Origin of the sequence: Streptomyces sp. GESEQ-35, from assembly GCF_017948485.1 — a bacterium.
Classification (GTDB): Bacteria; Actinomycetota; Actinomycetes; order Streptomycetales; family Streptomycetaceae; genus Streptomyces.
The window spans coordinates 73,617-85,727 of the sequence record NZ_JAFFSX010000028.1 but is presented as its reverse complement, the minus strand read 5'-3'; the positions used below and the strand labels follow the sequence as shown (position 1 = coordinate 85,727).

Genomic DNA, 12,111 nt, shown 5'->3' with positions numbered 1-12,111 from the left:
CTCACCTCACGCGAGATGCGGCAACGCACGCTCCAACTGCGCAAACGCCCGCTCGGCAGCCACCACGGCATCCCGCCGTACGTCCTCCACCGACTCCCCTCCCGCAATCCGCCGCCAGTTCTCCAGCGCGAGGATCCGCCGCACCGCCATGATCTGCCCCGCGGCGAGCCGGGCGTCCAGATCCCCGCCGAGCACCTCGGCCAGCGCCGCCTCCGACCGCTCGACATGGGCGTACGCCCGGGCGACGAGGGACGGAGTCCCGTACAGCAGCCCATGAAACGCCAGCACCTCGGGATGGTCGTTCAGCCCGGTGACGGGATCGCCCCGCTCCAGCCCGTCCAGGAAGTGCCGCCGCAGAGCGACAAGCGGCTTCGGCTCCCCGGCGACGACCCGCGCGGCCTCGTCCTCGTGATCGGCGATCCGGTGCAGGACGAGGTCCTCCTTCGCCGGGAAGTACCGGAACAGGGTCGGCTTGGAGATCTCGGCCGCGGCGGCGATCTCGGCGACGGAGACGGCATCGAAGCCCTTCTCCAGGAACAGCCGGATGGCGATGTCCGACACGGACTGGTACATCCGCTGCTTCTTGCGCTCGCGCAGGCCCGCGTTGCCGGTGCTCATGGCTACGAAGCGTAGCCGCGGCGCCAGCGCGTCAGGGCCACCGCGGTCTCGCACGGCGTCGGCACCGCGGACAGGCCCAGAGGTACGGCGCCGTCCCGCAGCACCTCGCACAACAGGGGCACCGTCGCCCGCAGGGGAGCGCCGTCCGCCAGGTCGAGTGCGGCTCTGATGACGTCGGTGAAGACGGACTGGGCGCGCTTGAAGCCGAGGATGCGCGGCAGGTCCTCCTGCCAGTGCCGGGAGGCGCCCGCGGCGGCGTCCTCGACGGTGGCCGTCCAGAGTTCGGCCATCCGGCGACGCTGGCCCTCGGGATAGCGCGTCAGATACAGGTGCGTCGCCAGGTCGTAGAGCGGGTCCCCGAAGACCGCCAGTTCCCAGTCGATGGTCCACAGCCGGCCGGAGGGATCGAGGATCAGGTTCTCCCGGCGCAGATCGCCGTGGAGGAGATGGAACGGGCGCTCCGCGACCCCGTCCAGGTGCCGCCGTAAGCGTTTGAAGGCGTTCGCGTCGACTCCGAGGTCCCGGAAGAGCGTGCCGAACCTGTGCTCGTTGCGCGCGTACACCTGCTCCTCGGCGAAGTGCACCAGCCGTGCCAGGAATCCGCGGCTGTCACCGTCCGCCTCCCGGTCCTCAGCGGGAACGCGCCATTCCACGGGGAGGGAGTCGGGCCGTATCGCGGCCAGGTCCCGTACCAGGCCCATGAGCTGTGCGACGACGGCGTTCGGTATCTCCGTCCCCGCGGCGAAGCGGGAGCCGAGGGTCTGCCCCTCTATGAACTGATGCAGGGTCGCGGACCCCACGCGGATCACGTCCGGAATGCCGCGGACCCGGTCGGCCAGGGCGGTCAGCAGTTCCACCTCGTCGAAGGCCCTGCGGTCGAACCAGATCACGTTCGGCCGTGGTTCCCGCAGCTTCATTCGGCGTGCGCCGGGCACGCCGTGGTGCGGGAAGGCGTACGCCTCGTGGTGGTACCCGGCGAGCGGTCCGTGCAGAGGCTGGTCCCCGGCGATTTCCCTCGCACGCCGGCGGGTGCGCCCCACGGATTCGAGTGCCGCGTCGTCACTCCTCATCAAGGAGTCGAGCATACGAGCTCAGGACCCACTTGGCTCCCGCGCGTCGCAAGTCCGCCTCCTTGCGCTTGTTACGGCCGTACCCGACGAAGAGAACCCCCGCCTTCTCCGCCGCCTCCGCGTCCACCCGGGAGTCACCGATCATCAGCGCTTCATGGCTGAACAGACCGAGGCTGTCCAGGGCCCGGTTCACGACGTCGGGGTCGGGTTTCATCCGGTCGATGTCGCGGGTGCGCCCGTGAACGGCGGTGAAGCAGCCCCGCAGCTTCTTCGAGTCGAGGTAGTACGACGCCGCCCGGGCCGAGTTGTTGGTGACCACGGCGAGTCCCAGCCCGCGCTCGGCCAGCCTCCGGATGAGCCGGCCCGCGTCCGGGGTGAGCTCCGGCTTCTGCCGAGCGGCGTACAGCTCACCCTCGGTGACCGTCTCCTCCAGAGTCCCGACGAGGTCCGTGTCGTCCCACCCCGCCCGGTGCACGGCACGCAGGACGGCGTGCGGATCCTTGTCCCGCTCCTCTGCGGCCGTCAGCAGACCGTCCGCGCCCGCCTCGGACACGAGCGTCCGGACCTCATCGGCGACGCGCCGCGAGGAGCCGTTGGGGAAGAGCCGGCAGACGGGTCCGTCGAAGTCGAAGAGGACACCACGCACTCCGTCGAGCAGCGACCGGACTTCGCTCGCCTCGTCGACCTCAACAGACATGCCGCTCCAGGCTCTCCAGGGGCTCCATCGCCTCGGTGCTCATCGGCCGGCCCGTCAGCGGATCCGGTTCCCGTCCTGCGGTGAGCCGGATGCCTCTGGGCCGGTCCGCGTCCGGACACCACCCGTTCCCGTCTCTGCTCCGCCGGCCGCCGGACCGCACGGAGTCCGTCTCGGCGACGGGTCCGGCGGCACTGTCCACGGCATGCCACTCACGCAGCGCGCCCACGGCCGTGGCCTCGTCGACGGGCTTGCTCTCCGGGTTCAGCCACTCCCAAGCCCGGTGCAGAGCCCGGCGCACCTGGCCCGCGGCCGTGACGAAGGCCTTCGTGTCCGGCTCGTCCGGCAGTGCGAGGGCGGCCCGCATCACGTCCGGAAAGACCGACTGGACGCGCTCGAAGCCCTCGTAGGTGTCGAGATCCCGGTCCAGACCGACCGTCAGCGGCGCGTGCCCTGCCTGCTTCATCGCCTCGGCCCAGCACTCGATCGCCAGCTTCCGCTCCGACTCGGAGTAGCCCATGCGGACCACGTGCGTCGCCAGGTCGTGCAACGGGTCGCCGTACAGGCTGAGTTCCCAGTCGAGCACCAGGAGCCGTTCGCCGTTCTCGGTCGGCGTCAAGATCACGTTGGCCCGGTGGACGTCCGTGTGCAGCAGGGTGAAGGGGCGCCGGGTGAGCTGCGGCCTGGAGCGCACGAATCGGTCCACCATGCCGGGCGGGATCTCCAGGGCGTCGAAGAGCCCGCCGAAGCGGGGCCGGTTGCGCCGGTGGACCTGATGCTCGGTGTAGTCGGCCAGCCGGTGCAGGAAACCCTGACTGTCGCCGCTCTCGGGCCAATTGGCCGGACGGGCCGGAAGGGCGTCGGCCGGTACGTCGGCCAACCGGGCGAAGAACCCGGCCAACTCCGCGATCCGCTCCTCGCCGACCGGCTCCCGTCCCGTCTTCTCGGACAGGGACCGGCCCGGGACATAGGCATGCAGTGACCAATCACCGAAGTCCCGGAGACAGCACGGGACGTCGTCCATCCACCCGCTCACCACGTGCAGCACGTCGGACTCCCGCCAGATTCGGGGCACGACCTCAACTGTCTCGAAGGGCACCCGGAATTTGGCTCGCATCCGCCCGGAGCCCATCCCCAGCAGATACGCCAGGGGCTGCCCCAGCGGGAGGATGTGGTTGCTGTTGTGGTGCCCGACGACGACGTCGCCGACGGCCATGCGGCGCCGCCCGGCGAAGAAGCGCACGAGCGCTTCCTGGGGTCGGTGGGGCAGATTGAGCCGCATGAGCGGGGAGCGTACTTCAGGTGGTGACGGTTCTCACGTTTGACCACGATGCGGACACCCTTTGCCGGAAGTGGCGGTTACTGCCCCTGGCCTGCCGGCTTTGAGTCGCGTTCCGGCCTCTCTGCGAGCACATTCCAGTACGCGTCGAACCACGCTCGGTAATTGCCGTAGCCCGCGCCGCCATCGACTCCGCCGGTCTTCGCAAAGTTGGTCAGGCTGACTCCGACACCCTTGACGTCGATCGCTTCCTTGATCATGGTGCCGTCATCGAGCCGGATCGGCCCCTTCACCGGCTCGTAGAGCCCCGTGAGCGCTTCACCGCCGTTGAACAGGTAGAGCTTGAAGGTGGGCGTCCAGATCGTCACCCTGCGGACCTCGAGGGCGGCGTCGACCCCCCCGACCCTCAGCCGCTCGCAGTAGTCCCCCATCTCCGCCACATGCACCCGGGCCCTGTTCCGCCAGCGCTCCCGGACCCGCTCGTCGTCCTTCGGGTCCTTCGGCGCCCGGGGATACGGCAGGTCCGTGCTCTCGGAGGGAAGCATCATCCGGACCGCCACCCGGCGGGGCGCGAGCTCCCCGGCCTCGACGCGTTCCACCTGCGCCCTGAAATGCCCGACGAACGACTCACTGGTGAGCGACGCGACATCCAGTGACACCTCGGGCTCACCGAACGCCCTGTCGATGGAGTCGTAGAGGGTGGGTTCCCCTTTCGTGCTGCGCGGCAACCGCACCACCCAGCTGTGGCTGCCTCGCTTGGTCGCGATGTAGCCCTCGTCGACCAACTGGCTGAACACCTTCTGGACGACGTCACGTGAGACACCCAGGTCCTCGGCCAGCTCACGCTGCGTCTTCAGCTTGGAACCCTCACCGTACGTCCCGTCCCGCATGCGCTCCATCAAGTGGTTGCGCACGAGGCGGAACTGACGGCCGCCGCCCTCGTCACTCTCCGAAGTACCCACACGCAGAAGCTACCGCCTTCATGCCACCGTGGCACCACTTACCGTCAATACACCCCAACTATTGGACGGTTGGTTAGCGGATCAATCAGGCCGGGAACAGTCCAGTCAGACAGAACCAGTCCAATTGGTAGGACAGTTGTCGAGAACTTGGTGGGGGACCCATGGAAACGACAGAGCGCCCGAAGTGGCCGCAGGTGCCGGTGAGTTACCCGGCGACTGAAGTTCAGCAGGTGACAGGGAGGCGGTACGGCCGTTGGACTCCACTGGCCGCCTGGACGCGGCCAATTGGACTGCGAACGGTCATCAAAGTGTCGCCCGCCTTCCTCCTCGCCGTGACCTGTCTGCTGCTGACACTCCAGGCCTGAGGGCCGAGGGGACGGAGGCTCAGGAATGCTTCACGGCACGCACGGCATTCAGCAGTGGCTCCAGCGAGTTCATGATGTCCCGCTCCGGAACCCCGGCGTCCCGCATCCGGCGCACCGCCCGCGCGCTACTCGCGTAGCCCAGGAACCGGACGCCGGCAGCGCGAGCGGCGTTGGCGTCGGAGTCGGTGTCCCCGATCATCAGCGAGGCCTCCGGCGCCGCTCCCATCGCCCGCAGGGCGCGGTTCAGGGTCTCGGGATGCGGCTTGAGGAAGTGCATTTCCCGCGCCGTACGGCCGTAGATATGGGGGGTGAAGCAGGAGAAGAGCCCCCTGTCGTGCAGGTACTTCGTCACCGTACGGGCCGAGTTGTTGGTCACGATGGCCAGCTGAGCCCCGACCGCCACCCAGGTCTGGATCAGCGGATCGGCGTACACGGTCGGCCATGCGACCCTCGCCGCCCGCAACTCGTGCCGGGTGAGGTGCTCTTCGAGGTCGGTGAGCAGGTCGCTGCCCGGGTATCGCGCGGCGAACGTGCTCAGCACACCGTGAGGATCCTGACTGAAACGTTCCTCCTCGGTGAGCAGGCCGTCCCGCCCCTGATCCTTCAGCCACTTCACCTGAGCCCGGGCTATCTCCGTGGCCGGATAACCGTGGAACAGCCGACAGATCGGTCCGTCGAAGTCGAAGAGGACATACCGTGTGCGCTCGACCAGTTCCCGAAGTTCCTCGGCAGCTCTCGTCACCAGGTCGGCCCGTCCAGTCTCAGGAGTCACTAGCTGAGTGTGTGTCGCGGAGCGTTCGATTCCCAGAGGGCATCGAAGCACTCTTTCGTGTCCTGCACGATCTCCGCGTCCTGTCCTCCTCTGTCGCGTCGGAACTCGAACAGCATCGACTTGAACCCGCTGACGTCGAAGACCTCGAACGCCTCCTCGCCGGGCAGATCCTCGTAGGAGCGCCTGGCGACTTGGTAGTTGCCCTGGAGTGCCAGCGTGCCGTTCAGCACGTACTGCTTCACCGAGGGCACGAACGCCAGCGACCGGAAGGCCAGCTTCGTTTCGATGCCGCGATCACGCATGACGGAGGAGAGATAGAAGTCGATCACCTTCTGCTGCTCCTCGATCTGCGCCTTCAGCTTCCTGTGCACCTCCCCTCTGAGCTCCGGCCGGTCCACCGGATCGGGATAGGGCAGGACCACGTCGGGCCCCGGCAGCAGACAGCGCACCTCGACGGACTTGGGGTGCACCTCGCCCCTGGCCACGGCCGTGCACATCTCGCCGAGTGCCCACATCAGGGTCTCCGCCGTGAAGGAGATGGCGTCGATGCGCACCTCGGGCGACCGGAACGCCTCCTTCAGATAGGAGATCAGGACCACCCGGGCCGCCCTGGACCGCTGCGGCTCCGCCTGGACCTCGGCCACCCTCGGCGGGCTCCCCTTGCTCACGTTGGTGAGCAGGTGCTGCGACTGGAGGATGCGCAACGCCTGCCGGACCGTGCCGCGGTCCACGCCGAACTCCTCGACCAGCTCGGCCTGGGTGGGCAGACGGTCTCCCGCTTTCAGGTCACCGGCCTGGATCCGTTCGCGCAGGACGTCCGCGATCTCCGCGGACGAGCTTCTGTTGCCGTTCACTGCCACGTTCTCCTGGTTCACCGCCGCACTTCGAGCGACGCCGGGGGCCGGCGGGGGCATCGGTCAGGGGAGGGTCAGGTCCGTAGTAATGGTTCCCCAGAGTGCGTCGAACCACTTCTGGGATTGTTCGACGAACGCGGCGTCACGCTGGTCGGCCCCCTGAACGAAGGAGAAGAGGAGGGACTCCGTGCCGAGAGTGCCGTACATCTCGAGCATGCCGCTGTCCGTCGGCTCCTCGCGACGCGTGATCATGTAGTACGCGATCAGCGCCTCCGTCCCGTTGAGCAGGTACAGCTTCACCGGCGGTGTGAAAGGCAGCGCGCGAAAGGCGACGTTTACGTCGATGCCGTGCGAGGAGCGCAGGGCCAGCAGGTTGTGCCGCAGGACGTGGCCCTGGGCGTTGCGCATGGACAGCCAGCGTTGGTGGACCGACTCGTCGTCACCGTCGACCGGCGCCGGGAACGCCAGCGTGATGTCCCGCGAGGGCAGCAGGATGCGCACGTCGATCGAGATCGGGCGGGCGGTGCCCTCGTGGATCCGGCGAACCGGCTCGCCCATGGCCAGCATCAGGCTCTCGGCGGTCAGACAGGCCGCGTCGATCCGCACATGCGGCTCCGCGAACGCCTCCGTCAGCCGCGGCGCCAGCCCGACCATCGTCGGCTGGGGCTCGCCGCGGGCCGGGGCGGGGACCGCGATCCGGGGCGGGCTGCCCTTGCTGACGTTGTTCAGGAGGCCTTCCTCCTGGAGTGCCCGCAGGGCCTGGCGCACGGTGCCGCGCTCCACGCCGAACTCCTCCGCGAGTTCGGCCTGGGTGGGCAGGCGGTCCCCAGCCTTGAGTTCACCGCCGCGGACCCGCTCCCGCAGGGTGTCGGCGATCTCCTGGGACGACATTCTGTTGCCGTTCACTGCCACGTTCTCCTGGGTCACGACCAAACGCTACAACTCCTATCCAGCCATGGGGAGTTGTCCGGAAGTTGTTTTGAGATGGCTGCCAAGTGGGCACACTATAGTCAGAGTTGGTTGCCAAGTTGGTCAAGTTGGCAGAATGTTTGCCTCCTCGTCCGCCCCGCCCAGGAAGCCCGAAGGGGGAATCACCGTGCCTGCCCTCGCCCTCATCTCAGCAGTCTTCGTCGTCGGCATCGAACAGATGGTCCGGTGGAAGTTCGGCGCCATCGGCATCCTCGGTCTGCTCCTGCTCACCATCGGTATCAAGGCCAAGAGCCCCACGGTCAGCTCCATCGGCGCGTTCCTGCTCGCCGTGCTGGTCGCAAGGCCCGCTCTATGAGGTCGAACGCACAGCAGACCACCCTGTGGGAGACGTCAGCTCGTGAGCATCAGCTCCGAACTGATCGTCTCCCACAGTGCGTTGAACCACAGCTGGGACTGTTCCACGAAGGTCGTGTCACGCAGGCCGGCGCCCTGCTCGAAGGCGAACAGCATCGACTGGGAGCCCTCGGCGTCGTACATCTCCAGATGCTCGTGTTCGACCTCCTGCTCGCGCCGCGTGAGCGTGTAGTACGCGAAGAGTGCCTCGGCGTTGTTGAGCAGGTACAGCTTCACCGGCGGTGTGAAGGGCAGGGCGCGGAACGAGACGTCGACGTCGATTCCGTGGGTGGCACGCAGGGCCAGCAGGTTGTGCTGGAGCACCTGGCCCTGGGCGTTGCGCTGGGACAACCAGCGGCGGTGCACGGCGTCGTCGTCGGCGGGATCCACCGGCGCGGGGAAGGCAAGGTCGATGTCACGGCTGGGCAGTAGGACGCGGACATCGACCTTGGCCGGTTTCATCTGCCCGGCGTGTATCTGGCGCAGTGGCTCGCCGATGGCGAGGGTCAGGCTGATCGAGGTCAGGCACAGGGCGTCGATCTCGACGTGCGGGGCGGCGAAGGCGGCCGCCGTGCGGGGCCCCAGGGCCACCATCGTGGGCAGGGGCGGGGCTCCCGGGCCGGCCAGTGCCCTGCTCAGGTCGGGTGCGACGGTCGCCGGGCTGCCCTTGGAGACGTTGATGAGCAGGTGCTCCGACTGGAGGATGCGCAGCGCCTGCCGTACGGCCCCCCGCTCCACGCCGAACTCGTCGGCCAGCCTGGCCTGGGTGGGCATGCGCTGGCCCGGCTGCAGCTCGCCCGACCTGATGCGGGTGCGCAGCTCGTCGGCCACGTCTCGATGTGACGTCTGTGGCCGCTGTGACCTCGCCCGTCCATTGACGGCGGCGTGTTTCGGGTCCACGACCAAACAGTACAACTTCTCGCCATCTTGCGTCAGTTCAATGAAAGGTGGTTATGAGACGCTTCCAAGCGGAGATAAGTACAGTGAAGTTGGTCGCCAACTTGAGCAACATGGTCAAACTTCCCGGGGGTTGGCCACCAGGGTCGGATCCTTCGACCAGGTGGCCGGTCCTCAGCAGGGTTCCGCCTCACCGTCCAAGGCGGACCCGTCCCGAAGGAGGGACCGTCATGCCGCTCGCCGCCATCGTCCTCGCCGTCCTCGCCGTCGCCTTCGAGCAGCTCATCGAGTGGAAGTACGGCCCCATGGGCATCATCGGCTTCATCGCACTGGCCATCGGCATCAAGGCCAGGAACACCCTCTTCGGCGGCATCGGAGCGGTCATCATCGTGATGCTGCTCGCCCAGTCGGGCTGAGCACCGCACCGGCCGCACCGCCCAGGAACGGCTGGCCGGGCTCCCTTCCGGAGGGGAGCCGGGAGCCTGGTCAGTCTGCACCAAACGCACAGCCACAACTCCATACCGACAACTGAACAGCAGCGACAGCTGCACACAACGGCACAGCCACAACTGAAGAGCACAGCTACGGATGCACAGTCAGTCGCCGTCGGCAGGAAGGAGACTTCAGAACATGTCCGGGCACCAAGGCCGCCTGGACGTACGCAGCAGGGCGTCGGCCATCTTGGCGGCGCCCGCTCGTTCTTCCTGGACCCGCCCCAGCGCCGCGAGCCGCACAGCCGACTCGTCGCCGAGCCAGAGGGTGCCCAACTCGCTTACGTCGAGGGTGAGTTCGGCGGAGGCGGTGGTGGGCGCACAGGAAGCTCCCGTGGGCGAGGCGTCGAGCCGATACCGCCCGCCGGTGAACCCGTCCCCGTCGCGTACGTCGACGACGAGCGTCCCCTCCCCCTCGTACGTCCGCGCCTCCAGGGCCCGTACGACATCGAGGACCCGCACCCACATCCAGTCCGCCAGTGTGACGATCCGGGCGGCACGGGGATCGGGAAGCAGGAACGGAAGCAGATCATCGGGCGCCCGCCACCCGCTCTTCACCGTCGTGATCCAGTCGATGGAGCAGAGGTAGCGCCACAGGGTGCGTTCGGCCCGCGGGCTGACGGCGATCAGCCAGTTCACCTGGGCCGTGTTGTGCGGTTGCTTGTCGTGCCAGTTGTCGTCCGACTTGTACGACACCAGCCCTTCGACCTCGCCGGCCGCCGAGCGGTACACGGCGTAGTGGGGTTCGGTCCACGACTCGTCGAAGCGTACGGCGCCGGTGTTGAGCTGCCACCACAGGTCGTCGCGGCTGACGGCACCGGGCTGGGCGCGGCGCAGCCGCTCATGCAGTTCGGGGCCGGCCTTGCGGACGTCCTCGGCGTCCACGAGGTCGATGCGCGCGCCGTCCTCCGGACCCGCCCACCGGGGGTCGAGACCCGCCCGCGGTACGTCGACCGACCACTCACTCATCCAGGTGGCGGGCCCGAAGCCGTACCGCCCGTAGATCGGGTACTCGGCGGCGATCAGTGTGGCGACCACGTCCCCCCGCTCCTTCGCCGCGCCGAGGTCCTGGGTCATCATGCGGGTCAGCAGACCGCGGCGACGGTGAGTGGCGGTGACGGTGACACCCGTGACGGCGTCGGCGGGGACCGGCCTGCCGCCGACAGCCGTGACCTCCTGCGCGAAGGACCGGAACGTGGCGACGCACCGACTGCCGTCGAAGGCCCCGATGAAACGCCCGGGTTCGAACTGACTCCGCCGGCCCTCGACCTCCGCCTCCGGCGGCGTCGGCGGCCGCAGGAACCCGGTGTTCACTGCACGCAGCCAGTCGGGAAACTCGGCTTCACTGATCGGACGGACGTCTGTGTCGGCGCGGCGGGTCATGCGATCACGGTAGGCACACGACGGTGACGGTGTCGCGGGTTTTTGCACGCACCCCCCGCGTCACGTCAGCTAAGCGCTCCGCTGGAAGTGCCGCGATAGGCCGTCGATCGTCTGCGGCACCATCGTGGCTGGTCGCGCAGTTCCCCGCGCCCCTTCAGGGCGCTGCCGAACCGCATCGGACTTCACAGGACCTGCTGAGTCATCCCCCGCGTCACATCAGCAAGTCGTCCACCTGCGCCTCCCCCTCCCGATACCGCCGAGCGATCTCCCCGCTACAGTCGTCGGCCGTGCGCTGGAGGCGCTGGCGGCGGCGGGAGACCTGCTGTTCGTAGCGGACGAGGCGGCCCATCGCGGTGTTCAGTTCCAGGTCCGTCCGTGCGCCGAGGTCGGAGAGTTCGACCTCGGCGAGCATGTCGGCGGCCAGCTGCCGGTACTCCTCGCTGTGTGGCGTGCCCAGCGTCACATGGCGGGCCGAGGAGCGATGGCGGGCCGGGGCGTCGGTGAGGATCTCCGGGAGGCGGTCGACGACGGACGACTGCCCGGCGGGGCCACGTCGGGCCAGTTCCGCCCGCAGGATGTCGATCCGGCCCTGCAACAGCCGCCGTACATAGCTCAGGTCCGCCTCGTCCCGCTGTGCGTCCCGGCGCAGCGTGCGCAGTTCCGGCAGGCTCGACGCGGTCAGGTCGTGCTCGGGCGACGCCACGGCCGGCCAGGGCCACGGGCTGTCGGTGCGCTGCGCGGGCGGCCGGAGATTCGTGGCGTCGGCCGCGCGGACCGTCGGCGGCTGCCCGGTACTCGGTGTGCTCATGTGCCTCAACCGTCCCCTCGACCGGCGTGTGGAAGCATCGTGCCACCCCAAGTGGCCGCTATGTGAATGAGTGCCCCCGATCAGCCCCAGATGGGGGGTTAAGGAGCAATAAAACTGAGCACACAGCCCGTCCCGGACCACTCCCGACCGCAGGGCATCATGGGTGCATGCGTGCAGTGGTGCAGAGGGTGGACGGCGCGAGCGTCGTCGTGGACGGTGAGACGGTCGGCGAGATCGTCGGCGAGGGGCTGTGCGTCCTGGTCGGCGTCACCCACGAGGACACCAAGGAGAAGGCCGCCCAACTCGCCCGTAAGCTCTGGTCGATCCGCATGCTTCAGGACGAGAAGTCGTGCAGCGACATCGACGCCCCGCTCCTCGTCATCAGCCAGTTCACGCTCTACGGGGATGCGCGCAAGGGCCGCCGCCCCACCTGGAACGCCGCTGCCCCCGGCGACGTGGCCGAGCCCCTCGTCGACGAGGTCGTCGCCCGGCTCCGCGCCCTGGGCGCGACGGTGGGGACGGGCCGTTTCGGCGCGCGGATGCGCGTCTCGCTGACGAACGACGGCCCGTTCACAGTCCTGCTCGAAATCTAGGG

Annotated in this window: 14 protein-coding genes; 3 read left to right on the top strand and 11 right to left on the bottom strand. The window is 68.4% G+C overall.

Annotation, left to right across the window (positions count from 1 at the left end; translation table 11 throughout):
* Positions 1-6: 6 nt before the first annotated feature.
* The 8 genes from KCH87_RS38700 to KCH87_RS38665 form a co-directional block, all read right to left on the bottom strand.
* The gene (locus tag KCH87_RS38700) at positions 7-618 is read right to left on the bottom strand and encodes a TetR family transcriptional regulator (RefSeq protein WP_210592561.1); all 612 of its coding nucleotides are present in this window, start codon (positions 616-618) and stop codon (positions 7-9) included.
* A 2-nt stretch (positions 619-620) separates the two neighbouring features.
* Entirely contained in the window at positions 621-1,688 is a 1,068-nt protein-coding gene (locus tag KCH87_RS38695) for an aminoglycoside phosphotransferase family protein (protein ID WP_210592560.1), read from the bottom strand.
* Positions 1,678-2,385, bottom strand: a complete 708-nt coding sequence (locus KCH87_RS38690) for an HAD family hydrolase (RefSeq protein WP_210592559.1) — start codon at positions 2,383-2,385, stop codon at positions 1,678-1,680. Before KCH87_RS38690 ends, KCH87_RS38695 begins: the two co-directional genes overlap by 11 nt.
* Positions 2,375-3,664, bottom strand: coding sequence for a phosphotransferase family protein (locus tag KCH87_RS38685; RefSeq protein ID WP_210592558.1), 1,290 nt, complete (start codon positions 3,662-3,664; stop codon positions 2,375-2,377). The genes KCH87_RS38690 and KCH87_RS38685 overlap by 11 nt, the downstream gene beginning before the upstream one ends.
* 77 nt (positions 3,665-3,741) lie before the next feature.
* Positions 3,742-4,623 (bottom strand): winged helix-turn-helix domain-containing protein, encoded by an 882-nt coding sequence (locus KCH87_RS38680; protein WP_210592557.1) that lies wholly within the window; start codon positions 4,621-4,623, stop codon positions 3,742-3,744.
* Positions 4,624-5,007: 384 nt separating this feature from the next.
* Entirely contained in the window at positions 5,008-5,760 is a 753-nt protein-coding gene (locus tag KCH87_RS38675; protein WP_308299023.1) for an HAD-IA family hydrolase, read from the bottom strand.
* Positions 5,760-6,614 carry a GntR family transcriptional regulator gene (locus KCH87_RS38670; RefSeq protein ID WP_308299022.1) on the bottom strand — a complete coding sequence of 285 codons (855 nt, stop codon included), beginning with the start codon at positions 6,612-6,614 and terminating at the stop codon, positions 5,760-5,762. The genes KCH87_RS38675 and KCH87_RS38670 overlap by 1 nt, the downstream gene beginning before the upstream one ends.
* Before the next feature lie 63 nt (positions 6,615-6,677).
* Positions 6,678-7,547, bottom strand: a complete 870-nt coding sequence (locus tag KCH87_RS38665) for a GntR family transcriptional regulator (protein ID WP_210592555.1) — start codon at positions 7,545-7,547, stop codon at positions 6,678-6,680.
* A gap of 163 nt (positions 7,548-7,710) precedes the next feature.
* Between KCH87_RS38665 and KCH87_RS38660 the strand changes: the two genes are divergently transcribed.
* Positions 7,711-7,899: a hypothetical protein gene (locus KCH87_RS38660; protein ID WP_210592554.1), complete on the top strand. Its 189-nt coding sequence runs from the start codon at positions 7,711-7,713 to the stop codon at positions 7,897-7,899.
* Between the two features lie 35 nt (positions 7,900-7,934).
* On the opposite strand, the gene KCH87_RS38655 is transcribed toward KCH87_RS38660, so the two are convergent.
* Positions 7,935-8,843: a winged helix-turn-helix domain-containing protein gene (locus tag KCH87_RS38655; protein ID WP_210592553.1), complete on the bottom strand. Its 909-nt coding sequence runs from the start codon at positions 8,841-8,843 to the stop codon at positions 7,935-7,937.
* A 221-nt stretch (positions 8,844-9,064) separates the two neighbouring features.
* Between KCH87_RS38655 and KCH87_RS38650 the strand changes: the two genes are divergently transcribed.
* Positions 9,065-9,250, top strand: a complete 186-nt coding sequence (locus KCH87_RS38650; protein ID WP_210592552.1) for a hypothetical protein — start codon at positions 9,065-9,067, stop codon at positions 9,248-9,250.
* Positions 9,251-9,457: 207 nt separating this feature from the next.
* On the opposite strand, the gene KCH87_RS38645 is transcribed toward KCH87_RS38650, so the two are convergent.
* Positions 9,458-10,708 (bottom strand): GNAT family N-acetyltransferase, encoded by a 1,251-nt coding sequence (locus KCH87_RS38645; RefSeq protein WP_210592551.1) that lies wholly within the window; start codon positions 10,706-10,708, stop codon positions 9,458-9,460.
* 211 nt (positions 10,709-10,919) lie between these two features.
* A complete protein-coding gene (locus tag KCH87_RS38640; RefSeq protein WP_210592550.1) occupies positions 10,920-11,516 on the bottom strand; it encodes an aerial mycelium formation protein in 597 nt (198 codons plus the stop codon).
* Between the two features lie 167 nt (positions 11,517-11,683).
* Here KCH87_RS38640 and dtd point away from each other — a divergent pair, with 167 nt between their 5' ends.
* Positions 11,684-12,109 carry a D-aminoacyl-tRNA deacylase gene (dtd, locus tag KCH87_RS38635; protein WP_210592549.1) on the top strand — a complete coding sequence of 142 codons (426 nt, stop codon included), beginning with the start codon at positions 11,684-11,686 and terminating at the stop codon, positions 12,107-12,109.
* Positions 12,110-12,111 lie beyond the last annotated feature (2 nt).